The organism is Terriglobia bacterium (genome assembly GCA_020072815.1).
Classification (GTDB): Bacteria; Acidobacteriota; Terriglobia; order Terriglobales; family Acidobacteriaceae; genus Angelobacter.
In genome coordinates this window covers 58,633-81,683 of the sequence record JAIQGE010000011.1, presented here as the reverse complement: position 1 = coordinate 81,683, position 23,051 = coordinate 58,633, and the positions used below count along the sequence as shown (strand labels likewise).

The 23,051-nt window shown below is 57.9% G+C and carries 19 protein-coding genes and 2 tRNA genes; 10 read left to right on the top strand and 11 right to left on the bottom strand.

Annotated features, from left to right (window positions below):
- Window positions 1-86: 86 nt before the first annotated feature.
- Together thrC and LAO20_14935 are read left to right on the top strand one after the other, a co-directional pair.
- Window positions 87-1,307 (top strand): threonine synthase, encoded by a 1,221-nt coding sequence (gene thrC, locus LAO20_14940; GenBank protein MBZ5532724.1) that lies wholly within the window; start codon window positions 87-89, stop codon window positions 1,305-1,307.
- The gene (locus tag LAO20_14935; GenBank protein MBZ5532723.1) at window positions 1,294-2,664 is read left to right on the top strand and encodes a homoserine dehydrogenase; all 1,371 of its coding nucleotides are present in this window, start codon (window positions 1,294-1,296) and stop codon (window positions 2,662-2,664) included. The genes thrC and LAO20_14935 overlap by 14 nt, the downstream gene beginning before the upstream one ends.
- On the opposite strand, the gene ggt is transcribed toward LAO20_14935, so the two are convergent.
- The 4 genes from ggt to LAO20_14915 form a co-directional block, all read right to left on the bottom strand.
- Entirely contained in the window at window positions 2,665-4,332 is a 1,668-nt protein-coding gene (gene ggt / locus LAO20_14930) for a gamma-glutamyltransferase (GenBank protein ID MBZ5532722.1), read from the bottom strand.
- Window positions 4,333-4,384: 52 nt separating this feature from the next.
- Window positions 4,385-5,179, bottom strand: coding sequence for a hypothetical protein (locus tag LAO20_14925; GenBank protein ID MBZ5532721.1), 795 nt, complete (start codon window positions 5,177-5,179; stop codon window positions 4,385-4,387).
- Window positions 5,180-6,232: 1,053 nt separating this feature from the next.
- On the bottom strand, window positions 6,233-6,913 hold the full coding sequence (locus LAO20_14920) for an energy transducer TonB (protein MBZ5532720.1): 681 nt from the start codon (window positions 6,911-6,913) through the stop codon (window positions 6,233-6,235).
- 157 nt (window positions 6,914-7,070) lie between these two features.
- A complete protein-coding gene (locus LAO20_14915; protein MBZ5532719.1) occupies window positions 7,071-8,237 on the bottom strand; it encodes a thiolase family protein in 1,167 nt (388 codons plus the stop codon).
- Window positions 8,238-8,343: 106 nt separating this feature from the next.
- Here LAO20_14915 and LAO20_14910 point away from each other — a divergent pair, with 106 nt between their 5' ends.
- The 4 genes from LAO20_14910 (at window position 8,344) to LAO20_14895 (ending at window position 10,753) form a co-directional block, all read left to right on the top strand.
- Window positions 8,344-8,733, top strand: a complete 390-nt coding sequence (locus LAO20_14910) for a hypothetical protein (protein MBZ5532718.1) — start codon at window positions 8,344-8,346, stop codon at window positions 8,731-8,733.
- A 545-nt stretch (window positions 8,734-9,278) separates the two neighbouring features.
- A tRNA-Gly gene (locus LAO20_14905) sits at window positions 9,279-9,353 on the top strand.
- A 79-nt stretch (window positions 9,354-9,432) separates the two neighbouring features.
- Window positions 9,433-9,507, top strand: a tRNA-Cys gene (locus tag LAO20_14900).
- A gap of 112 nt (window positions 9,508-9,619) precedes the next feature.
- Window positions 9,620-10,753 (top strand): site-specific integrase, encoded by a 1,134-nt coding sequence (locus LAO20_14895; protein MBZ5532717.1) that lies wholly within the window; start codon window positions 9,620-9,622, stop codon window positions 10,751-10,753.
- Here LAO20_14895 and LAO20_14890 read toward each other — a convergent pair.
- Window positions 10,750-11,232, bottom strand: a complete 483-nt coding sequence (locus LAO20_14890) for a hypothetical protein (protein MBZ5532716.1) — start codon at window positions 11,230-11,232, stop codon at window positions 10,750-10,752. The genes LAO20_14895 and LAO20_14890 overlap by 4 nt on opposite strands.
- A 1,104-nt stretch (window positions 11,233-12,336) precedes the next feature.
- Between LAO20_14890 and LAO20_14885 the strand changes: the two genes are divergently transcribed.
- The 4 genes from LAO20_14885 to LAO20_14870 all read left to right on the top strand — a co-directional run bounded on the left by LAO20_14885 (window position 12,337) and on the right by LAO20_14870 (window position 17,298).
- The gene (locus tag LAO20_14885) at window positions 12,337-12,795 is read left to right on the top strand and encodes a hypothetical protein (protein MBZ5532715.1); all 459 of its coding nucleotides are present in this window, start codon (window positions 12,337-12,339) and stop codon (window positions 12,793-12,795) included.
- 344 nt (window positions 12,796-13,139) lie between these two features.
- Window positions 13,140-13,334, top strand: a complete 195-nt coding sequence (locus LAO20_14880; protein ID MBZ5532714.1) for a hypothetical protein — start codon at window positions 13,140-13,142, stop codon at window positions 13,332-13,334.
- Between the two features lie 168 nt (window positions 13,335-13,502).
- Window positions 13,503-14,774 (top strand): phage major capsid protein, encoded by a 1,272-nt coding sequence (locus LAO20_14875; GenBank protein ID MBZ5532713.1) that lies wholly within the window; start codon window positions 13,503-13,505, stop codon window positions 14,772-14,774.
- 787 nt (window positions 14,775-15,561) lie between these two features.
- The gene (locus LAO20_14870; protein MBZ5532712.1) at window positions 15,562-17,298 is read left to right on the top strand and encodes a bifunctional DNA primase/polymerase; all 1,737 of its coding nucleotides are present in this window, start codon (window positions 15,562-15,564) and stop codon (window positions 17,296-17,298) included.
- A 150-nt stretch (window positions 17,299-17,448) separates the two neighbouring features.
- On the opposite strand, the gene LAO20_14865 is transcribed toward LAO20_14870, so the two are convergent.
- From LAO20_14865 to LAO20_14840, 6 genes are all read right to left on the bottom strand, one after another.
- A complete protein-coding gene (locus LAO20_14865; GenBank protein ID MBZ5532711.1) occupies window positions 17,449-17,928 on the bottom strand; it encodes a hypothetical protein in 480 nt (159 codons plus the stop codon).
- 247 nt (window positions 17,929-18,175) lie between these two features.
- Window positions 18,176-18,532, bottom strand: coding sequence for a hypothetical protein (locus LAO20_14860; protein MBZ5532710.1), 357 nt, complete (start codon window positions 18,530-18,532; stop codon window positions 18,176-18,178).
- Between the two features lie 369 nt (window positions 18,533-18,901).
- On the bottom strand, window positions 18,902-20,917 hold the full coding sequence (locus LAO20_14855) for a hypothetical protein (protein MBZ5532709.1): 2,016 nt from the start codon (window positions 20,915-20,917) through the stop codon (window positions 18,902-18,904).
- Entirely contained in the window at window positions 20,914-21,582 is a 669-nt protein-coding gene (locus LAO20_14850) for a DUF305 domain-containing protein (GenBank protein MBZ5532708.1), read from the bottom strand. Before LAO20_14850 ends, LAO20_14855 begins: the two co-directional genes overlap by 4 nt.
- 212 nt (window positions 21,583-21,794) lie before the next feature.
- Window positions 21,795-22,496, bottom strand: a complete 702-nt coding sequence (locus LAO20_14845; protein ID MBZ5532707.1) for an ABC transporter ATP-binding protein — start codon at window positions 22,494-22,496, stop codon at window positions 21,795-21,797.
- Window positions 22,497-22,577: 81 nt separating this feature from the next.
- Entirely contained in the window at window positions 22,578-22,991 is a 414-nt protein-coding gene (locus LAO20_14840; GenBank protein ID MBZ5532706.1) for a response regulator, read from the bottom strand.
- Between the last annotated feature and the right edge of the window lie 60 nt (window positions 22,992-23,051).

Here is a 23,051-nt window from a genome sequence, read left to right as displayed (position 1 = left end):
CCAACCCGGCCGCTGTGAATTCGCAAGCTGCAACGCACGCTCTGCGCTGTGTGCATTGCGGCGTGGTGCAAACCAGCGCTGACCGAATGTTCCGCTGCCGCCAATGCTCAGAACTGCTGGAAGTGATCTATCCCGAATGGGAAGGCGCGTCACGCGAGTTTGGATTGCGGCTGCGCGAGATCTGGCGTGAGCGCCGCGCCTCCCCGCTTCCTGAAGACCGCAGCGGCGTCTGGCGCTTCCGCGAGCTGCTGCCGCAGGTGGACGGCAGGCACATTGTCACCATGTGTGAAGGCAACACGCCGCTGCTGCGGCTGACAAAATGCGCGAGCGACCTGCACCTTCCCAACCTGATGGTGAAGCATCAAGGCATGAATCCCACGGGCTCATTCAAGGACACGGGAATTTCAGCGGCGATCAGCATGGCGCGGGCGGAAGGCTTCTCCGTGGTGTGCTGCGCATCCACGGGAAACACGTCGGCGTCGGTTGCGGCCTACGCGGCGCGGGCAGGGATGAAGAGCATCGTGCTGCTGCCCGCGGGCCAGGTTACTTCCGGCAAGCTGGCGCAGGCCCTTGAATACGGCGCGCATGTGCTGCAACTGCACACAGATTTTGACGGCTGCCTCAAGGTGCTGCATGACGTGGTTGCGAACTTCCCCGCGTATCTTTTGAATTCGATGAACCCGTACCGGCTGGAAGGACAAAAGACCGTGGCCTTTGAAATGATGGAGCAACTGGATTGGCGGGTCCCCGATCACGTGATCGTCCCCGGCGGCAACCTGGCCAACAGCTCAGCCCTGGGCAAAGGCTTCCTGGAGCTGCACCAGTTGGGCTTGGTCAGCACGTTGCCGAAGATTTCCATCATCCAGGCCGCAGGCGCGAACCCGCTGGTGCGTTCGATGCGCGAAAACGGCGGCACGGCGCTGGTCCGCGTGAACGCCGAGACGCGCGCCACGGCGATCCGCATCGGCAACCCGGCGTCCTGGCGCAAAGCCGTTGCCGTGCTCAAGACCACCGGCGGCGCGTGCGAAGACGTGACGGAAAAGGAAATCGCGCAAGCCAAAGCCGACTTGGGCGCGGAAGGCGTGGGCTGCGAGCCGGCGTCGGCCGCGACGCTGGCCGGGTTGAAGAAGCTGCTGAAGTCAGGATTTGTGAAGCCAAATGAAACGGTCGTGCTGGTGCTGACCGGACACATGCTGAAAGACGTGGAGTACATGCTGAGCGACCGGGTGAAGAGCATTTACGGCCCCATGGACGCGACGTCGGCTGCGGTGATCAGGACATTGGAGCAGATCTATGCGGGGAACTGAAACGTCAACAGCGGAAGCCAAGCCGGCCAACGCAGCCTTGCCGCGCGGAGAGCAAGTGCGCGTGGGCATTGTCGGCTACGGCACGGTGGGCAAGGCGACAGCGGAAATCCTGGCCAGCCACGCCGAGGAGATTCGTCGCCGCACCAACGGCGTTTCCGTGGTGGTGACCCGCATCAGCCGCAAAACGCCGCGCGGCGCCGAGACCGGCGCGAACGGCGTGGCCATCGTCGCCGACTGGCGGCAGGTGGTCACCGCTGACGATGTTGATATCGTCGTCGAAGCCGTGGGCGGAACCACCACGGCCTATGACGTTGTGCGGGCGGCGTTGGAGAACGGCAAAGCCGTGGTCACCGCGAACAAAGCGCTGATCGCGCTGCATGGCGAAGAATTGTTTGCGCTGGCGCGGCGGAAGAATTTGCCCATCGGCATTGAAGCCAGCGTGGCCGGCGGCGTTCCGGTCATCCGCGCCGTCTCAGAAGCGCTGGCAGCGGACCGCATCACGGCGATCTACGGCATCGTCAACGGCACGTGTAATTACATCCTGACGCAGATGGAGCTGCGCGGCATGGATTTTGCCGCGGCCCTGGAACAAGCGCAAGCCGCAGGCTACGCGGAAGCCGAAGCCGGCCTGGACATTGATGGCTGGGACGCGCGCGATAAGATCGCGATTCTGGCGCGCATCGCCTTTGGCCACAGCATCAATCTCGCGGAGATTCCGGTGACCGGCATCCGGCAGATCACCGCGACGGACTTGCACTACGCGCACCGGTTGAATTCGACCATCCGCCTGGTGGCGTCCGCGGAGCTTACAAAAGACGGGCTGCACATCGCCGTGCAGCCGTGGCTGGAACCGCGCGACTCCATGCTGGCCAAAGTTGACGGCGCCAACAACGCCATCTTCATTGCGGGCGAACGCGTGGGAACGCAAATGCTCTACGGGCGCGGCGCAGGCGGCGATGCCACCGGGACCGCCGTGCTGTCTGACGTGCTGCAAATCGCCCAGCAGATCGCAAAGGGCCAGACCGCGCCCAGCGCGCTGCTGGGATTCAACGACGCCAAGCCGCTGCGTCCGTCAGCGCGGTTGCATCCCATGCGCTGGTTTCTGCGGCTGGCGGTGAATGACGCTCCGGGCATTCTGGCGCGCGTAGCCCAGGCCATCGCCGACCAAGGAATTAATATTGACTCCGTCATCCAGGAACCGCACATGCGCAAAGACCGGCTGTCGTTCGTCATCACGCTGGAACCGACGGACGAAACCACGGTGAACCGCGCGGTGGCGGCCATCAACCGTTTTGAGTTTATGCGCGAGCCGGTGCTCTTGCTGCCGATGATCTCCTCCATTGAAGAACACGTGTGATCAAGGCAACGGCTCAGGCTCGGCGACGCCGTCAGAACGAGGATCAGAGCCAGCAGAGTTCATCCCGGTCTTTGCGTTGTGCATGACCGCCTGGCCGCGTCCCATCAACGAAGTGTATTCCTTGCGGACGATCAAGTTATGGCCCTTGGCGCGAAGGGCGTCGAGCACCTCGGGTTTCACGCGGGACTCGATCACGATGTCGCAAGTCACGTTGTTGCCGGCCACCGTGAAGCGCGGAGCTTCCAGCGCGCCCTGCAGGTTCATGCCGTAGTCCACCAAGTTGGAAACAAATTGCGCGTGGGCCAGCGGCTGGTTGGCGCCGCCCATGATGCCAAAGCCGATGCGCTCGTCGCCGCGCTGCATGAACGCGGGAATAATGGTGTGGAACGGCCGCTTGCGCGGCTGGAGAACGTTGGGATGATTGGGGTCCAGCACAAACAACGCCCCGCGGTTCTGCAGAGCAAACCCCATTCCCTTTACCACCACGCCGGAACCAAACGCCGAATAGTTGCTCTGGATCAGCGAAGCGATGTTGCCTTCTTTGTCCACGGCAGCAAGATAGATGGTGTCGCTGGTGGCGGGACTTCCCGTCCCTGGATTGCAGTCGGCGTTGTCCGGGTTGATCTGCGACGCCCGCTGCGCCGCGTATTCCTTGGACAGCAAGCCTTTGACGGGGACTTTGGCGAAACGCGGATCAGCGTTGTAGCGATAGAGGTCCGCGTAGGCCAGCTTCATGGCTTCAATCTTCTTGTGGAGCTCCGCTGTGCTTTGCGGCCCGGCGCTGTCGGGCGCGAACGTGCCCATGATGTTCAGCATCTCCAGCGCGGCCATGCCCTGGCCGTTGGGAGGAAGTTCGTAGACGGTCCAGCCACGGTAATCAATGGAAATAGGTTCCACCCACTCGGCGGAAAACTCGCTCAGGTCTTCCAGGCGCATGGTCCCGCCAAACGCAGTAGACGTAATGACGATGGCGTTAGCAATCTCGCCTTTGTAAAATGCGTCGCGACCCTGCTGGGCGATCAAGCGCAGCGCTTTCCCCAGATCAGGATTGGAAAACCTGGCGCCGAGCTGCGGAGCTTTCCCGCCGGAAAGAAACACGCGCCGCGCTTCTTCCGTCTTCTGCATCTTGGCTTCGCCGTCAACCCAATAGTCGTGGATGATCTCCGGCACGGCGTAGCCATGATCGGCGTAATAGATAGCCGCAGTGAAAAGGTCTTTCCAGGGCAAGCGTCCAAAACGCTTGTGGGCCTGGCTCCAACCTTCCACAGTGCCCGGAACGGTCACGCTGTGGATTCCTTCGCGCGGCATGGCCTTGAAACCTTCGCGCGCCAGGTACTGCGGCGTGAGCTTGGCCGGCGCCCAGCCGCTGGCGTTCAGCCCGTAGAGTTTTCCCGCTTTTGCGTCCCAGTAAATCAGGAACAGGTCGCCGCCGATTCCGTTCATCATCGGTTCGGTGACGCCCAGCAGCGCATTGGCGGCGATGGCGGCGTCCATGGCCGAACCGCCTTTCGCCAGCACCTGCGCACCGGCCTGCGAGGCAAGATAATGGCTGGTGGCGACGATGCCCCGGTCCGTCATCACAACGGAGCGTCCGTAAGCGCGGTCCTGGCAGTAAACGTCCACAGTCATTCCTAAGGCAAGGCAGAGCAGAAGGATTGTGCGAAGCATCTGCACCTCGGTTCGATATCAACCAGCGCAGATTATAGTTCGCCGCATCCGGTTATCGCGAAGAATCCGCTTTCTTCTTCCAGTTGAACCGCCGTCCGACGATGGCTTTGACGATGAGATGATCGGTGGAACGGGTCACGCCCCAGCCCACCCCGAAGTTGAGTTCCCAGTCGGGGGAGACATTGAGGTCCACCGACGGGAAAAACTGCTGTTGCTGTTCCGCCAGCGGATCAACACTGCTGACCGGGCCCATGGCGCCGTAATATTCCAGGCCGCCGCTCACGCGCTTGGAGAAATCGTAAGAGACCTTGGCGTTGGGTGAGAATTCAAAGCCTTTGCCGGAATTGTCGCCGTGCAAAGACTTGTCAAAGGTGGGATTGAACGAGAAGTACCACCGTCCCAGCTTCTTGTCCACGATGGGACGCATCTCCCACGTCCACGTGTCTTGCGAGAACTTCCGCCGCTGATAGCCGATCTCATTGGACAGGCTCAGCCCTACCGGCCACTTCCATTTCTCGGGGATGCGGAAGCGCGGACGAACGTGATCGCCCACCCAGTCCCAGCCGTCGCCGGAGCGAGCGCTGGTAAAGATGTAGAACCCGGTTTCAAACCAGTCATTGAACCCCTGGGTGATTTCAATAGTTTCATGAATGGCGTGGTTGGTGGGCGCAACACCGTTTGCGGCCGTCTTGCTGCCTTGCGCGGCAAAGTTGGTGTGAAACTCAACCATGGTGGAACGGGGCTCAACCGTGTCGGCGCCATAGACTTGTATTTCGTAGTTGTCCTGGCCTTGAGCGGCCGTGCAGATGAGCGCTGCAGTGAACAGCAGAAAGAGACACCGGACCATGCGGGTATTCAATCACACCTGGGCAGAATCGCAAACCCGGCAGGAATGCAGCCCCGGGAAATAAAGAGGGCCGCTGCTTTCAGCGGCCCCCTTTATACCTTTGATCTTGCTGTTGCTTTACGCTGCTTTCATCGCACGCTTGCGTTCCGCCCAGCGCTTTTTCATCATTTCCGAAATGCGCCGTTTTGCTGCTGCACTCAAGCGGCGACGGCCGCGCCTGCCCCGGCCCGCGGGTCCCGCTCCGCGACGGCCACTCAGGGATCCCTTTAGGGCAGTAATTGCTTGCTCCAAACGGTCCCGTTCTGCTTCTAACTCTGACAGTATCTGTTGCGTATCCATATAGCTCCTTCCGCGTGCAATGCTATCAGCGGAATGCGCAGCCTGGCAAGATGAATTGAAGTTGCTGGTGATTTTCTTTAATTACCCTCGCGGTTAAACTAGCCCACTACCAAATATCTATCCGGGGACATGGTCCACGCTCATGTATCCTGCAACATAGATAGTATTACGTTGGGAAGATGCTTTTTTTATTCTTATTAACCAATAGGGTTGTTTGAACTAAAGAAGTGTTCCATCCTGTCTTTTCGGGCTGGCGCATGAAGCTCGGCTATGCACCTTAACCGCATATTTCATGCATAGATCCTGTGCTCCTGCCAACGCCTAATGTTAGAAACATTAGGACGTTTCAGCTCTTGTAAGTGCAGGACGTGGATGCTTTTCCACAAGGCAATCGCCGATTCAGCGGGCAGGAATGCTCTTGCACGGAAGGCTACAGAGGTTAAAGCTTCGCCCCATCCTAACTAGGGTGCCTGTGTTCAATTGAGAACAGGCGCGAAGCGGAACAATATCGCACAGCGATGGTCATTTCCTGGTGCAGAGATCTAATCTAGCTGCTTAGCCGTGCCTTGAGGTTCGCGCAGTAGACAAACCTAGATTGGCCGCAAGGCGCGCAAACTATGCCTAGTAGTGGAATATCCTATTGGAGTTTGGCTTTTTATTCGCCTGGCGATAGAAGCGGTTTCAAAGCTACTCATCGCGCCTGATTCAACCTTGTTAACTGGGGAAGTGGTAAAGGACGTCATGCTTGGACGGAATGGGCACCCCGTTTCGGGTGGCTGGACGGAATCTCCAGCCGCGCACGGCGGCAATGACTCGTTCATCAATTCCGTAGCCAATTCCCTTCAGCAGTCTCTCTTCCACCACGTTGCCCTGGGCATCAATAGTGATCTCCACCACCACGTCTCCCTGCACTCCGCTGGGAATTTCACTGCGCTGGATTTTGGGATCGGGAAATGTCTGCACCAGGGCAGGAATCACTTCGTCGCCAAAGGCCGGGCCATCCAGTTCCGAGCCTTGTTTGGAGCCGGCTTCGTCCGCGTTGGCCGCTCGTTGTTCTTCCAGAAGATTGGTTCGTTTCTTGGCGCGCAACTTGGCCAATTGCTGTTGCCGGGTCATCACCGGCAGAGACAGCAGCGGCGGCTGCGACTGCGAAACAATTTGCGTGTCCGCCGGCAGGTACAGCGCGATAGAGACCGGCGTGGACGTGCCACCCTCTCCGCGGGCGATGACGTTAGGCTTGACGAAGACCGGCGCAACCGGCCAGCAGAGGACCAACAGGGCTGCGATGTGCGCGGCTGCTGAGCCCAGCACGGAGAGACTCCAGCGTTTGCGCAAGGGCTGGTCCATGGCCACCAGTTGCGTTTCTTCGGGCTTCACGCTGACAACAGTCCACACGGCAAAAATCTGCTTTCTTACGGTTAGACGCTGGTCCTTATATTAAGGTCATCCGGCGGCAGCGGAAACAAGAAAAGTGCCTTCCTGGTTACGCCTGTTACCAACGTTTTTCGCGCCAACTTTGCTTCCCTTCTCCGCATCCACCAAGGATAGCCATTTAAGACAGCCTTTCGATGATGGTAGCGTTGGCCATGCCGCCGCCTTCACACATCGTCTGGAGTCCGTAACGCCCGCCGCTGCGGACCAACTCGTGGACCAGCGTGGACATCAGCCGCGCGCCGCTCGCGCCCAGGGGATGCCCCAGGGCGATGGCGCCGCCGTTCGCGTTCACTCGCGATAAGTCAGCCTGAGTTTCCTTTTGCCAGGCCAGCACCACGCTGGCGAACGCTTCATTGATTTCAATTCGGTCCATGGCTTCCAGCTTCAAGCCTGACTTCTCCAATATGCGGCGCGTAGCGGGAATCGGGGCGCTAAGCATCAGTACCGGATCTTCGCCCGCCAGAGCAAAGGCCACAAAGCGGGCCAGCGGCTTCAAGCCCATGCGTTCCGCCATAGCGCGTTCCATGACCAGCACGGCGGCCGCGCCATCGGTGATCTGGGAAGAGTTGGCCGCGGTGATCACGCCGTCAGGTTTGAAGACGGTCTTGAGGGTCGCCATCTTTTCCAGCGTGGCCTCAGCGCGGATGCCTTCGTCGCGAGTAACGTTCTTGGGGCCACTTTCAGTCTGGACGGGCGTGGGGAGAATCTCGCGACAGAAAAACCCTTCGTCGCTGGCGCGGGCTGCTCGCCGATGGCTCTCCAGGCTGTAGCGGTCCAGACTCTCGCGGTCGAGCTTCCAGCGCTCAGCCATCATCTCCGCGCTGATGCCCTGGTTGAATGGCGCGTTGTTGTAGCGCCGCCGCATAACATCGCCAAACGGTTTGCCCGGGCCCGACGCCGCGGACGATCCCATGGGCACGCGGGTCATACTCTCCACGCCACAGGCGATGGCCACGTCATAGCTGCCGGCGATGACTCCTTGCGCCGCGAAGTGGACGGCTTGCTGGCTGGAGCCGCATTGGCGGTCCACCGTGGTGGCGGGTACCGATTCGGGAAAACCGGCGGCCAGGACCGCGTTGCGCGCGATGTTCGCCGCCTGCTCGCCCACCTGCATCACGCAGCCGGCGATCACATCGTCAACCAGTGCGGGATCAAGCTTGTTGCGCTGCACCAAACCACTCAGCGTGTGCGCCAGAAGGTCCACCGGGTGCCAGCCTTTTAGCATGCCATCTCGCCGCCCCAGCGGGGTGCGCACGGCGTCAACGATTACCGCTTCACGGACCATAAGAACCTCAGGGAAATACTACCAAATGGTTACCATCGTCACTTCTTCCGGGCCGGCAGTCGTAGTACAGTAGCGCTACAAGTACAGTGCACTTCCGGGGTAAGGCATGAACGAGAACGGAATTAAAGAGGCCGACAAGGCCTTTAGCGATCAGGTATCCAGACAGGTGGCCCGGGTCACGGGCGAACTTAACCGGCTGGAAAGTCTCTTAAGCGCAGGCATGGTGGACCGCCAAGTCCTTACGGATTTTCGCGATGCCGTCAATCGCGTGCGCCAAACGGGCTGGCAGGTCCAGACCTGGCTGGAAGGCGATTCCCGCGCTTTGCGGGCGCTGCTGGTGGAAGACCGCATTCGAGTTACGATCAAGTTGGCCAATCAGCTGGCGGCCGAGCTAGGACCTTCCGCCAAAGGCTTCGAAGGGCTCGCCTCCCTCAAAGAAGCCGTGGAGAAATTGGACGCGGTCCTGCCCGGCCCGGAATTAGTGAGGGCTTCGTAACTTTATGTCGCTTCGCTCCAAACCGCTTATGAGCCGTTCTGTGAGCAACATGCCTTCTGCTCCTGATGCAAGCCGCTCGGCGCCACACGGGCCTCGCGGCGTTGGGTGCTCAGGAGGATCTTTGTCGCTTCGCTCCAAACCGCTTGTAAGCTTGATGGACTTCCTGCGCAGGATTCTTGTCGGAAAGCAGGGGCGTCCGTCGTTAAACTTGCTTGGCAGCCCTTCCAATTCGTCGGGACTGTCTCAGCGACACAGACTGCTGACTACCGTCAGATTCGCGCCGGCGGTATCAGCTTCGGAAGCCGACTGCCCGGCCACTCGCGCCAGTTGCTCGTCGGGACTGTCGTTGCGATCCAAGCCGCTAGCGGCCGTCGGATTCGCCTCAATGGAGTCTGCTCAAGGGGCGGGCCGTTCGGCGACGCACGTCCCTCGCGGCGGCTGTTCATCGGGACTGTCGTTGCGCTCCAAGTGCCCCGGAAGGTGGTAAATTGCGTGCGAATTGACCCCTTCATTTTCTGCACGATATAATGACATCTGGCATTTGAGCGGGAGTAACTCAGTGGTAGAGTGCGACCTTGCCAAGGTCGAAGTCGCGGGTTCAACTCCCGTCTCCCGCTCCAAAACCTAAACTTTTTGGTTGCCCCCTCGCCCCTGCGAGGGGTTATGCTGTCAGGCCTGTTCCATGCAGGTTGTAGATTAGGCGCGGTACCCAAGTGGTAAGGGAGAGGTCTGCAAAACCTTTATGCGTCGGTTCGATTCCGACCCGCGCCTCCAAAATCAAAGCTGTAAAACCCCAATAAATGCGCGTTTAGCAAAGGGCGGCTCCAAAACAGTCTAGCCTTTGTGTTAATTTTGTGCTAGGGTCATCCTGAAAGCGGGAGATGCCATGCACGCCACACCACTAATTACCATCTTCGTCCGTCACGCCGCCGATTGTAAGTACGTGGGGGACGAGTTTGAAAAGCGGTGCCGGTGCCGCAAACATCTCCGCTGGAGCCAAGGCGGGAAGCAACACCGCCGCATGGCCGGCACCCGTTCTTGGGGCGAGGCCGAACAGATCAAGCGGGATCTTGAGGACCAACTAACCGGACGCGCGCCGGCCACGGCACCGGACGGGTCCAAGCCGATAGCCGAGGCGGTGGAGATATTCAAAGCCGACAAGAAAAACCAAGGCATCACGCCGGACGTGCTCAACAAGTACGCCCGCGAGCTGGACAGGCTCCGGGCCTTCGCGGAGCGCCGGGGTGTCTTCACACTTTCCGGGCTGACGCGCGAATTGGTCATTGACTATCAAGCGGAATGGGAAGAGCTGTACCCGTCATCCAATACCCGGCAGATGGTCCAGGCCCGGCTAAAGAATTTCCTCCGCTTCTGCTTTGACTCAAAATGGTTGGACCGCGTGCCCCGCCTCTCGCCAATCAAAGCGGATGAGTCCCCTACCCTCCCGCTCACGGACAAGGAATACAAAAAGTTGCTTGATACCGTGCCGGTCAGTTTCCCCGATAGCACCAAGACGCGGCGCGTCCGTGCCCTTATCCGCTTGATGAGAAATTCCGGCCTTGCCATCCGTGACGCCTGTACTCTCCGCCGGGATGAGCTAATCCAGGACAAGAAATTTTACCGGGTGGTCACCTCCAGGCAAAAGACGGGGACACACGTTTCCGTACCAGTCCCGCCGGAGGTTGCACGGGAGTTGCTTGCAGTGCTTAACGGGAACACAACTTATATTTTCTGGACGGGTAACGGGGAAGAGCGGACGGCGGTGAGCCATTGGCAAGATGACTTTCGCAAGCTGTTTCGGGACGCGGGCATTGCGTCGGCGGGAAACATGGTAAGCCACCGGCTCCGGGACACGTTCGCCGTGGACATGCTGCAAAACGGCGTTCCCCTGGAGGAAGTCTCTAAGTTGCTCGGGCATGAAAGCATCAAGACCACCGAGCGCCATTACGCAAAATGGGTGAAAGGGCGGCAAGACCGGCTAGACTCGCTTGTCTCCGCCACGTGGAAAAGCAAATCCTAGACGGAAATTCTGGGGCGTCCGCTCCAATTGAATATGCGATTGGGACTATAAGCGTGAACCTCCACTTCAAAGCCGAGTTTCAACAGCTTTTCGCTAAAGCTAAATACGTGGCAAAGGCCCACGATTAGCAGGCCTGAATTGAGCTTTGTATCCGATATGATTTTCTCTACCCACGCCTTCTCGCGTAATGTGTGTAACGATAAATCTTGAAACGTATCGCAATATACGCTTTTCAAAGCCGCATCGGGTATCAGTTTCCGCTCTTCGGCCGTAAGATCCATGTTCGCCCAACGAATACTAAGGCCATCGGCCAGCAACTCCACGCAAGATTTCGGCGGCAAGCCGGACGCCTCTTCAAGTATGGTATCTACCTTATGATCTGCGATTAGTGCACGGAGAAACTGATTGAATCTAGCGTCCATCGGTGAGTCCACTTGGAATTCGTGGTGAGTGCCGAAAATGCAAAGCCGTTTGCTCATAACTCCTGCTTGGACTCCCGCCTCAATGCCTCAATGCCCAAACGAATTTAACCGCCGCCCGCACTCGGGCAAAACTTCCAGAAATCTTCCGCTGACGAGAAACGGCAAGACCGGCTTGACGCGCTTGTTTCCGCAACGTGGAAAAACAGGCACTAGTACCCCACTGCCAAAAATTGCGGGCCGCTCTAATCGCATCCTACTGCGCGGAACGGGTGCTTACGCGGGACGAGAATGTCTAAAGCCACGGTTTTAGGATCTCATACAAGGTTGCATCGGAAAGCGTCATCTCCGGCTGAAGCCATCCAATGAATTCTTGGCGGGGCATTTTGGCCGGGCGCTCTACACGTTTTCGGTGCTGTCTGTTCGGTGACTCTATGACGATTCCGTTTCCCGAGTTCTCCGCCACTGTCCACCGCATTGAGACAAACTCTCGGCACGAACAATCAGGCATTGGCGGGTACGGCTGGCCCTCGGGAACCGACGGCAAGACCTCTCCCTCATCGTATCCGTCGCACCTCTGGAAACTAGGGTCATGGTCTTCACGAAGGTGCCCGCACTGGCAGAACTGCTTAAATTGCTTTGTAGACTTATTCATTCGTTCGATTGTGAGCGCGAAGGAAGCGTGGTGACTATTGCCTTGGATGGTTCCGCCCACGCCTGCTTTTCCCTTTTTGCCGGGCGGGGACGGGGCACTCTAAGCCGCATACCGTACTCCCCGCTATCCGAAAATTGCAACCCTTCTGTAGTCGAAAAGGGCATTTTAGACAACTCACATCTCCAGTTTGCACTTCTCGCCGGGGCGAACGAGTCAAGGAAACCTCACAAACAAAAATAATTGAACCCACGTCACTCCCGCGCAACGCTCGCCGTCATAAGGCTTTGCAACCGCGCCATTTTGTGAATTAGCACAAATCCGGAATGTGTCGGAAATTAGGTGTTGACGCGGGCGCGCTTGTGATCCATATTGCTCATGTCTTAGTAGTTCCACTTAAAGGTAAGTAGGACTAATACGATACTAGTTGACAATCGGAGCCGCTTAGGGATATGCTGCTTTTGCCTATGAGACTGAGCAGAAGAAAATCCGCAAACCCACTGGACGCCACAATGACGAAGACTCAGGTCGTGCGCCGGAAATTTAAATCAGCACTCCCGCGCACTATTCAAAATCGGTTGCTGTCCAAGATGGAAGCAATGGCGCGGACTATGGAGCTGTTTGACCGGCTGAGAAACGAGATGGAAGGTGCGGGCCTAAACAAGAATCATGCCTCCGCCGGTCTTGTGTTCTGTCAGCCGGAGACGAAAGGCAAGGCGCATGTGCTCGCGGAAACAATCGCGCTACCTAAACCAGAGGAAATCGGCGTTTTTGTCGAAAGGGTTATGGCTCTGGATAAGCCCCTCTTTTTGGGCGTGCTGTTTATCCAGGAAGATCCAGACGCGGATAAGTCAGAACAGAAGCGAGTAGCTTTTGTGTGGCCGTTCATGGCCGGACCCGAGGCCGAGGGGCGCTTGTTGGCGGCACGTAATCAGCAAGCTAGAGGCGGATTCAAGAAAGTAGCGAATTAGAAACCGAGACAATAGGGGAGTGATATGAACCGAGACGAACTTACAAAGGAAGAATGCAGGGCAACGTGGCGTGAGGAAGCGAAGGCACGCGCAAACCAAGAGGCTAAAGAGTCCGGGCTTACGGGCGAAGAGGCGCTTCAGTTTGTCAGGAAGCGTATGCCAAACATTTATGACGAGTTGAGAGAAATCGGAGAGGGCGGAATTAGTTAAACCGAAAAAGGGCGTCGAAGGGATTGCGGCCCAACGACGCCGGGTAGCCAAGATGGACACGAGCGAACGTATCACACTAGGGCTGTTTTTATTCTAGCCCAATTTGAGCGCGGAAGAGCCAAGGGGGAAAAGTTATGTATTTGAACAATGAAATAGCGCGGAAGGAATTAGCCGGGATTGCACGGGGCAAAAAATCGCGCGTCCCCGTCCCGATTCTCGCGCGGTTTGTCCTGGAGTATTGCATCACGCCCGAGGTGCACGCATACGACGATTCCGCGCCGTTCCTGGAGCGCCTCTACTCGCTGGAGGACACGCGCCCAAGATTTTGAGTTTGCCCGGCCTTCACCGGCCCGGCATGGGGGCAGACAACACATGACACTGCCCCTCACCAAGTTTAAATGAGCTGCCTGTAGGGAAGGCTACAGGCCACTCGCGTTAGCAAACCGCATTGCCGGAAAACGAGACGCGAAACATCTCAAAAAACGAAAAGGATCTTTATGAACTTGTTTGAAATGCGAAAAGAGCGGCATCAAGCATTGCAAGCGGCGGACGCTATCCTTGCGCGTGCCGAAGGTGCAAAGCGCGAAATGACCGCACAAGAAACTGTCATCTTCGATCAGCACATGACGGAAGTCAAAAAGTTGAATGAGAAGATTGACCCAATCGAAGCAAAAAACACGCTCGCCCGTCAGTTCCCGAAAGGGATGGTCCTCAGCGGCGGGGCAGCAAACAATGACAACGGGGCTTTTGAGTGTTGGCGTGATGAGCGCGGGCACGCGGTCCCGGTGCTCAAAAATAACCAGAGCTTTGCATCGGCGGTGCCGCCCGGAGCCGCGCTCGGCTTTGGCTTTGGCGACTTCGTTAAAAGCATGGTCTCGCCAAGCGGCAACCCCGAGATTCAGGCGGCCTTGTCAGAGGCGGGCGGCGTTGGTGCGGGGGATGTGACCGTGCCGGTCAATTTGCTCCCCGGACTCATTGACTTGATGCGTTCCAAAACGGTTTGCATTCAAGCCGGTGCGTTGACTGTCCCAATCGAATCAGAAACCACAAACATTGCCCGCATTTCAGCGGACCCAACCCCGGCATGGCGGAGTGAGGCCGGCGCTGTAGCACTCGCGGACCCAACTTTTGAGCGGGTGCAATTCAAGCCGCAATCGCTCGCCGTATTGGTGAAGGTGTCTCAGGAATTGCTTGACGATTCTGTCAACATCAATGAGGCCATCTTGTCCTGTTTCGCCGGCGCTTTCGCGGTTGAGCTGGACCGTGTTGGACTCTTTGGCACCGGCACCGCACCGCAACCTCGCGGGATCAGCGGGACAAGCAATGTGGGTAGCGTTGACATGGGGACCAATGGCGCGGCCTTGACGAACTTTGACCCGTTCGTGGATGCCGTCCAAGCGCTGCTTGCGGCTAACGCACAGATGCCAACGGCGGCAATCATGGCACCCCGGACACTCACCAAGGCGGCGAAACTCAAAGACACGTTGGGACAGCCGATGCGTAAGCCGGACTTGCTCCAGAACATCCCATTCCTGTCCACCACGTCCGTTCCCGTCAACCAAACTCACGGCTCGTCAAGCGTTGCGAGTGAGTCCATTGTGGGCGACTTCACCCAACTCATGTTCGGCATTCGGACCCGCTTACGGATTCGCATTTTGCAGGAAAGATTCATCGGTGACAACCTGCAATTCGGATTCCTTGCGGACTTGAGGGCCGATGTTGCGCTCCGTCACCCGCAGAGCTTTGCCGAGGTGGTTGGCATTCTGTAAACGATTTTGGCGAGGGAGATTTTACCCCGAGTCAGCGGGACGCTCACGGTCCTCGCAACCCTTTGTTCGGGTCCTCAGCCGTGGGCGTGATCTGACATTTTCCTCTAGGACCCGGCTCCCATGTTTCTTTTTAGGGAGTATGAGAGCCGGGGATTTTTGAAGGAAGGTCTAATGCGGCAAATCACTATCACTTTGCCCGATGAGCTGTACACGGAATTAGAGCGGGCCTCTCACGGTGTCCGAGAAATGGGATTCAGCCCGGAAACATGGGCGCAAGAGGCGGTGGAATCCGCGTTAGCTACGCGGAGATTGCCGGGAGTACCGCGCGGCCTTACAGTGGAAGAGGTGTTAGGGCGAAAGCCCAAAGACCTGGAGGATTTCTAAACCGGCTTTAAAGGCAATCCCACCAAGATAACCGGCAGAAAGGTGTTGACTATGTGGCTAAGACTAAGATGGGCGCGTTTCTTCACTCTCGCGGGCTGGAATTGGACGCTCGCATCACAGCACACAGGTTTTGATTTCTTCGTCACAATCCCCTGTGGTCATAGCGAGTGCCACGGCTCACACAAAATAGCCGTGCGGGTTTGCGAAAGGAATCTTGAGGCGCTGATAGCCAAGCACCAGGACCTATATGACGCACAAAGAATGTATGAATCACCACACCCCGCGCTTTTTGGTGATGGTCCGCGTAATACACATTGGCAAATGGCACACGGCGCGGGCGGGGGTACGGAGAGTGTGAGTCAGTGGTTGGGCAATGCCGATGAACTTTGGGAGCGCGCGGCCCGTGAGTAGTTTTTTACAAATTGCCCTCTCGTGTATCGCTCGCGGTTGGCACGTCTTTCCGTGTCGCGGAAAGGTCCCGATGGAGACCGGAGGCTATAAGAACGCGTCCGAAGATGAGGTGAAGGTCCGCGAATGGTGGACGCGCTACCCGAATGCGAATGTAGGGATAGCGCCCGGACCTAGCGGCCTTACCGTGCTGGACATTGACCACGGCGTCCGCGATGAAGCGCACCTCCGCGAGTTTCTAAGCGCCCATGACATCCCGGAAACTTTCGCGGTACGCACGGGCCGCCGCCCGGAGTTTGCCGTCCAGCTCTATTACGGCGAGCCTATCCCGTCCGTGGGCGGGTGGGAGTTGGGCGGGTGTAAGGGGGACGTGCGCGGAATCAAGGGGCACGTTATGGCGGCGGGAAGCGTTCACCCGGACAGCGGAGAGCCGTATGCCGTGTTGTGGGACAAGCCCATAGCGCCGGTCCCTACTCGGGTGCGGGCGCTCCGCGCTAAACCCGATGACGAGCACACTGTCCGGGATGACAATGCGCCTATAACCGAGTGGCGCAACGAGAACATGATAAGGCTACTCGGCAAGGCACGCGCCGCCGGGCTTACGGACGAAGAAATCCGTACCCGCGCTCTTAATATTAACGAGCGGATGCAACCGCCATTGGACGATGAAGAGCTAGAGAGGCTCATCACAAACGCCTGTAAGTTTACCCTGCCCGAGCCGGAGCCTATCGCGGTCATTGGCGGAAGCCGGCCCGAGGAAAAGAAGGTCACGGATTGGCGCGAACTGTTTCACAGCAAGGAAGACGCGCTCAACGCGCCGCCCATCACGTTCCTGATTAAAGATTTCTTGCAGCGCGAAGGCGTGACCGCGATTGCCGGGCCGGTACGCGAAAGAAAGAGCCTCATAGCCCTTAACGTGACTCACGCGCTTGTATCTGGAGAAAAGCTCTTTGACCACTTCGAGGTAGTAAGGAAGCCGGAGCGTGTCTTGTATTTGTGCCCGGAGGTTTCGCTTGGCCCGTTTACGGACCGGCTCAAGAAGATTGGCCTAATAGACTACGTGGGCGATACGCTGTTTTATCGCACACTCAGTGCGGACGGCACGCTTAAGCTGAATGACCCGGCGCTAGAGGAAGCGTTGCCCGGCTCCGTTGTCATCCTGGACACCGCCGTCAGATTTTTTGAGGGTGATGAGAGCAGCTCGCAAGATGCCCGGACCTTCGCGGACAGCATCTTCGCGCTACTACGTGCGGGCGCGGAGTCTGTTGTCATGCTGCACCACTCACCCAAGGACGCCGGGGAGGTGATGACCCTGGAGAATGCGATGCGCGGTAGTGGGGACTTAGGAGCGTTTCTCGCTTGCGCGTGGGGCACCAAGCTTCAAGATCCGAGCAAGCCGTATGAGTCCGCGTCATTCCTGTCCAACCTGAAACAACGTGACTTTGAGTCCAAAGACTTTGAGGTCACATGCACGCCGGATTGCCGGTTGCACATGGTAGGTGACCCCGAGACTCGCCCCGTCACGCTCCAAGGGCGCAAAGGCTTCAAGGGGAACAAGGACGGCAAGGACGATGCGGCGGAGGCGGTCATCCGGGCGAGTCCAGCTCTGCCAGTTAGGAAGCTACAGGAACAGTTAGCGGCGCTCAATATCAACCGGGGCACAACCTGGATAGCCAAGGCACGCGCTCGGCTCCAGGCAGACTCGGGACAGGCGGTTATTATGGCCGGGTGAGCGCGTACGCCACTATAAGAGAGCGTACAGCGTACAAACTGACCCATCACATCACACGGGGAGAGAAAACAAGTTTTCTTCTCTCCCGTTCGTTCTGTGATTTTGTGGTGCGTACAAAAGGACAGCGAGGAAGGGGCGGTTTATGGGTAGCTATGCCGTACAGGGTTCGCTCTTGGCGAACGAATCCAACTTGTTGATGAAGACCTGTCGAATGTCGACAGGGAGCGCCGCCTGGAACTCATTGATGAGCCTTTCAATCTCATCAAAATATTTTGCGTAAAACCCCATTGTCGGGGCGGGTGTTCTCTCCCATCGCGTTCGTGTGAAGTGGGCGAGGCGTTTGTGCAGTTCAACGACCATAGCCTTTGCTGAAGCAGAAGGAGTTAGCTTTTTCCGAATGTTGTTGTCTGTTATGAAATCTCCCATCCAACAATCGTCTGTTTTCCGGGTGGGCAACGGCTCGCTGAAAAAGCCAAGCAGCACGCGCTCGTGCAGGAGAAGAGAGTAGATAACTGCTTGTCGGGCGACCGGGGTCAACCGGCTGTTGCCGTATAAGCGGCGGTAGCAACGGAAGTGATACACCTCGAAGGCGAGGTGGATCACGGCTTTCTTTTGGTTCGCAATATCCACTCGCAATCAAGTTTAATACGGGGCGGGAAGAGGTGGAAAAAAACGCCGCTGGTACTCCAGCGTGACTTTTGCGCGGCTCGCTAGATGGGCCGCAAACGTGATGGCGCGGGCATTGTGTAGCAAGCGAATGCGTGGATAGGTGGGGGCGGGGGCTGAATGTTGGCAGTGCTTTCTAAATAGCCCTCCGTAGCTCATTTCTTTACACAAACATTAATTCTCAGAAATGTGTCAAATTTGCCACACTCTACTAATTGGGGGTTTTTGCAACGGCTGAAAGAAACTCCTTTATGCGAAATTTTCCGTCGCCTCGCAATGGAGCAATTGCCACAGCCGCAATGAGAACGTCATCGAGCGTTCCATCGGGTAGAACCCATCTCTGGAGCAGTTTTGGCACGCCGTTTTTCATCATGTTGCGGAATGCGTGGCATCGCTTCTCATAAGCAAATTGTGTTAGCCAGTATTCCCCGCTCACCGCGCCGCGTGCCGCTTCGCCCGCCTTGGTTGACCACCCACGTTTGTACTTCTGTTTCTGTGCGGACGCATAGAAAGCCGTGAGCGCTTTGCGCATTAGATCGACACGAACCGTCGCAAAAGGTTCTTTCATGGGTCAAAAGGATAGGGCATCACCTTGTGCCCTACAACCGTGTCATAACCGTTGCCGAGAATTGTGCTAATTTGTGCTAGGAATCCGGACATCGTGGACATGTTGGCCATCTAGGACAGTTAATAATCAGCAACTTACAGATTCTAAAAGGCCGCCGCCGGTTCGATTCCGACCCGCGCCTCCATCCTTTTTGTCGCTTTCGCGACAAACCGCTTGAGATCTTGTCTCCGATGAACAATTTCTTCTGCGCCTAAGGCACGCCGCTCGGCGGCCACAAGGGTCTCGCGGCGGGATCTAGCGCGTCCTCTTCGGCAAGCTCAGGGTTTGGATTTCGCCCGGCGGCCCTATACGCCGCCGGAACAGCTCAACTTAGGTTGATGGATGCTCCAGAATCTCAGCCAAAGCACGCAGCCGTGTCGAATCTGCCTGGCTTTTCGCTGTACCGGCGTCTTTTGTCAACGACGGCGCCATGCTCTTTAACTTCGCCAGCGCAGCCTTGCTCATGTGCGAACTCTCTGCGCTTTGAATTGCTTTGTGCAGAGCTGCGATCTTCTCTGGCGGCAGGGCCTGCGACCGGGACAATTGGTCCACGTAGGCCTTGGCGACGACCAATTTTGCCGGCCACTCGATCTTTTGCTGGTTCTGCACATTCAACTCACTGACCCGGACGGTCTTGGCCGCGTCAATTTCGTTCTGGGTCAAGAACTTGGTTGGCGTCAGTTCAAAAACGTCCAGTCCGCGCGCAATCTCCGAAGCGTAAATGTGGCCGTTGTACCAATAGGCTGACCACTCGCCGCCCAGCACCAGCGCCTTCGCATCGATCGGCCCGCGGTCAAAGTAGGCAATTTCCATGGGGTGTGCTGCGTCCGTAAAGTCCACGATGGAGATGCCGCCCTGGTACCAGGCCTGCGCTTCAATGTCGCGGCCTGGGACGGGAACCAGCGAGCCGTTGTGCGCCACGCAGTTCTCCGTATCACCCTGCGCAGCCGGCATCTTGTAATAGCTCTGAAAACTCAGCTTGCCGTCCTTCACGGTAAAGAGGGCGTCCGCGCCCCACTTGTTGGGGTCGTTGGCACGGCACCGCGGCCCCAAGCCGCCGCCCCATTCGTCGGTAAACACCACCTTGGTTCCATCGTTCGAGAACGAAGCTGAATGCCAGTAGGAATAGTTAGGATCGTTTACGGCATCCACACGCTTGGGATTTACAGGGTCCTTAATGTCGAGCAAAATTCCATTTCCCGAGCAGGCGCCCGCCGCCAACCCCACCGCCGAATACACCGTGATGTCGTGGCACTGGTCCGTGTCCTTCGGCTTCTCCGGGCCCTTTGGGCCATGCGTGCCACCGCTGCTCAGCGCGTTGATCACTCCCGTCCGGGCGTCCATAAAGACCCGCGGGCTGGACACCACTTTGGCGTTCTGCGGCGCGGCCACCGGAACCTTGATCACTTCGATTCGGAACAGCGCCGTGTTCGGGTCTTTGTCCGGCTGTTCACCGGAGCATCCGGCCAGTTCCTCCGGCTGACGCACAAACGAGGTGCCCGACACGTAGATATAGACATTGTCTTTGTCGTGCGGATCAACGACCAGGGTATGTGTGTGGGACCCGCCGCAGGTCTGCACCGCCGCGACCTGCTTCGGATTGCTGATGTCAGAAATGTCGAAGATTCTTACTCCGCGGAAACGGTCCTTTTGCGCTGAGGGCACGGGGCGCTTGTTTTCTTTTTCGTCTTCAGTGGATGCGGACGGCGGAGGAGGCGGGTCTGGCGGAAAGCCTGCCGTTCCGCAATCCAGGCGTCCATTTGGCATTTCTACCGACATGAACAACAGGTTCTTATAAACCGATACATCTCCCTGCCCGCCAGGACACACCAGTGAAGTGAGTAGCGTTGCTCCGGCCGGCTTGGAAATGTCATAGATGTTCACGCCATAAAAATTGCCTTGAAACAGGTGGTTGCCCTGGAAGGCCAAATCAGAGTTCGCGAAAGCCAGCTGGGCGCGCAACATCTGCATCCGCTTCGGGACCTTCGCGGTGTTGCTCATGCCAAGCTGACCCAGCGTCTTCTGCACCTTGGGATCATCAGGGTCGCCGGTCCCGAGTTGAAATGCGTCTGGCTTCCTGACCAGCTTAAGATGCTTCATGCCCATGGATGCTTCGCCTGCGTCATAGAGGCCGGGCGCGAGCTTCGCGCGCGGATCGTTTACGTCAGACCCCGTCATGCCCGGCGGCAGCACAGGAGCGGCCTCGGCAGCATCTGGATTCTGTCCCTCAGCCGCCGGCGGCGGGGAGGAAGGCTTCTGCTCCTGGGCCTGCAGCCGGCTCATGCCGAACAATAAACAAATCGCGGCGATCATCACGCAAAAAGCAATCCTGGGCATTCGGTTCATTGTTTCTCCTCTGGAGTTTTTTTCTCTAACATCGCCTGCATAATCCTGATCTCGGCTCGTTGACCAGTGTCCACATCGGTCGCGAAGTTGAAGAGCTCGGCATCCTGCCCCGCGCCTGCGGTGTCGAACAAATCCTTCACCATGGTCAAGGCTCCTTGGTGGTGCTGAATCATTCCTGTCAAGAACAATTGGTCGAACTCTGCGTCCTTCGCCTTCCGTAGCGCTTCCATCTGTTCCGGTGTGAGCATGCCGGGCATCAGGGCCATCGCATGGTGCGGCATGTGCATGTCGTGCATTTCCGGCATCGCCCTCGTCATCGCAACTGTTTCTCCCCGGGCTACCAACCAGCGCCGCATAAACTTGATCTCGTCTGACTGCGAGCTACTGATGCGCGCCCCCAGCAAACGCAGGTCCTTGTTCTCCGAATGCGACGAAATCAGCGCCGTCATCTCCACCGCTTGCGAATGATGCATGATCATGCCTTGCATGAACTCCACTTCGGCTGGCGACCGCGGCGGCAGCTTTGCCGTTGTGGACGGAGGCAGCCTCTTGCTCGGCTTACCGGGCGCACCCGGCTGAACCACTACAGGCGGCGCCGGACTAGTCTGCTGTGCGCGCGCAGCAGACCCGAAGAAACCTATTGGAGCGCTCGCTGCCAGGAACATGCCAAGGCCACACAATGCTGTAAATGCTGGCACAGCCCGGAGCCTGCGCCTGCGGGGAAAACGATACATCCACAAGTTCGGAACATTGCGAAACAGTTTCATTTGGATTCGGATGAAAGCTGGTCACGAAATACTAACATTTTAATAGGTTCTCGCCAGGCAGACGGGACGCGCGGTACTGGGCCAAAAGTGGAAATTAGCCTACTAAAACCCTAATGCCTGGACCATTGCGGATCTTGGTCAGGCGTGACGATGTGGCCGTCGCGCATGTGGATGATGCGATCGCCCACTTCAGCGGCTTCCGGATTGTGGGTGATCATCAGCACAGTCTGGCCAAACTTCTGGTTGGCTTCACGCAGCATGTTCAGGACGATGGCGGAATTTTCCGAATCCAGGTTGCCGGTCGGCTCGTCCGCCAGAACAATCGCCGGGCGATTGATGAGCGCGCGGGCCAGTGCTACGCGCTGCTGTTCGCCGCCGGACAACTCCGAAGGACGATGATCGAGCCTGCCGGCGACGCCCAGCATCTCCGTCACCTTGGCAAAAAATTCCGGGTCCTTGCCGTTGCGGCCGGAAATTTCGCGCGCAATCTGTATGTTGTCGCGCGCGCTGAGCGTGGGCAACAGATTGAACTTTTGAAACACAAAACCGATCTTGCGCTTGCGCAACGCCGTCCGCTGCGCGTCAGAGAGCTGGGAAAAATCTTCGCCGTCAATCACCACGCGACCCTGGGAGGCGCGGGTGAGTCCGCCCAGAATATAGAACAGCGTGGATTTTCCGCTCCCGGAAGGGCCTACAATGCTGACGAACTCGCCTTTCTCCACGGCAAGGCTCACGCCGCGCAAGGCAGGTACGTCCACCTTGCCGATGCGGTAGACTTTGAATACGTTCTCAGCTTGGATGATAGGCGCCACGGACTCTTTGATCTTACCAGAGCGGCGAGTTTCCGGGCTCCGGTCAAAGAGCGGCAAAGCGCGACATTGTCCGCGACGCGGCTAAGCGGCTGGAATCCTTTGCGGCGCAACCTCCACCGTCCGCTTCGGCCCGCGCTTCTTCACCAGCAACAAACGAATGCGCTCCAGCAGCTCCATGGGCGCGTACATTCCCTTGGGGAGGAACAGGTCCGCCCGGGTTTCTTTCTCGTAAGCCTTGATCTTGCCGGAAAAAAGTATGGCCGGGGTTTCCGGCGAGGAGTCTTTGATCCTGGCCACCAGCGTTGCGCCGTCCAGCCCGGGCATCAAGAGGTCGCTCAGGACCAGGTCCACGCCGCCGCGGCGGAAAACTTCCAGTGCATGCGCGCTGTTGGTGCAGGCCACCACGCGGTAACCGCGCGTCTCCAGCATGAGCTTTCGGATGGAAAGTGATTGTTCGTTGTCGTCAACACACAGAATAGTCTTCTTTGGCCGCATGATTCTCCCCACTGCTCGCTTGGTTCCATAGGACTTTGGCGCAGGCCGCTACGGATGATT

Excerpts from the sequence above, each read along its gene's own strand:
- LAO20_14840 (MBZ5532706.1), bottom strand. The coding sequence starts at position 22,991 with ATGCGGCCAAAGAAGACTATTCTGTGTGTTGACGACAACGAACAATCA.
- LAO20_14860 (MBZ5532710.1), bottom strand. The coding sequence starts at position 18,532 with ATGAAAGAACCTTTTGCGACGGTTCGTGTCGATCTAATGCGCAAAGCG.
- LAO20_14880 (MBZ5532714.1), top strand. The coding sequence starts at position 13,140 with ATGTATTTGAACAATGAAATAGCGCGGAAGGAATTAGCCGGGATTGCA.
- LAO20_14875 (MBZ5532713.1), top strand. The coding sequence starts at position 13,503 with ATGAACTTGTTTGAAATGCGAAAAGAGCGGCATCAAGCATTGCAAGCG.
- LAO20_14855 (MBZ5532709.1), bottom strand. The coding sequence starts at position 20,917 with ATGAACCGAATGCCCAGGATTGCTTTTTGCGTGATGATCGCCGCGATT.
- LAO20_14850 (MBZ5532708.1), bottom strand. The coding sequence starts at position 21,582 with ATGTTCCTGGCAGCGAGCGCTCCAATAGGTTTCTTCGGGTCTGCTGCG.
- LAO20_14910 (MBZ5532718.1), top strand. The coding sequence starts at position 8,344 with ATGAACGAGAACGGAATTAAAGAGGCCGACAAGGCCTTTAGCGATCAG.
- LAO20_14885 (MBZ5532715.1), top strand. The coding sequence starts at position 12,337 with ATGACGAAGACTCAGGTCGTGCGCCGGAAATTTAAATCAGCACTCCCG.
- thrC (MBZ5532724.1), top strand. The coding sequence starts at position 87 with ATGTTCCGCTGCCGCCAATGCTCAGAACTGCTGGAAGTGATCTATCCC.
- LAO20_14890 (MBZ5532716.1), bottom strand. The coding sequence starts at position 11,232 with ATGAGCAAACGGCTTTGCATTTTCGGCACTCACCACGAATTCCAAGTG.
- LAO20_14935 (MBZ5532723.1), top strand. The coding sequence starts at position 1,294 with ATGCGGGGAACTGAAACGTCAACAGCGGAAGCCAAGCCGGCCAACGCA.
- LAO20_14895 (MBZ5532717.1), top strand. The coding sequence starts at position 9,620 with ATGCACGCCACACCACTAATTACCATCTTCGTCCGTCACGCCGCCGAT.
- ggt (MBZ5532722.1), bottom strand. The coding sequence starts at position 4,332 with ATGCTTCGCACAATCCTTCTGCTCTGCCTTGCCTTAGGAATGACTGTG.
- LAO20_14925 (MBZ5532721.1), bottom strand. The coding sequence starts at position 5,179 with ATGGTCCGGTGTCTCTTTCTGCTGTTCACTGCAGCGCTCATCTGCACG.
- LAO20_14915 (MBZ5532719.1), bottom strand. The coding sequence starts at position 8,237 with ATGGTCCGTGAAGCGGTAATCGTTGACGCCGTGCGCACCCCGCTGGGG.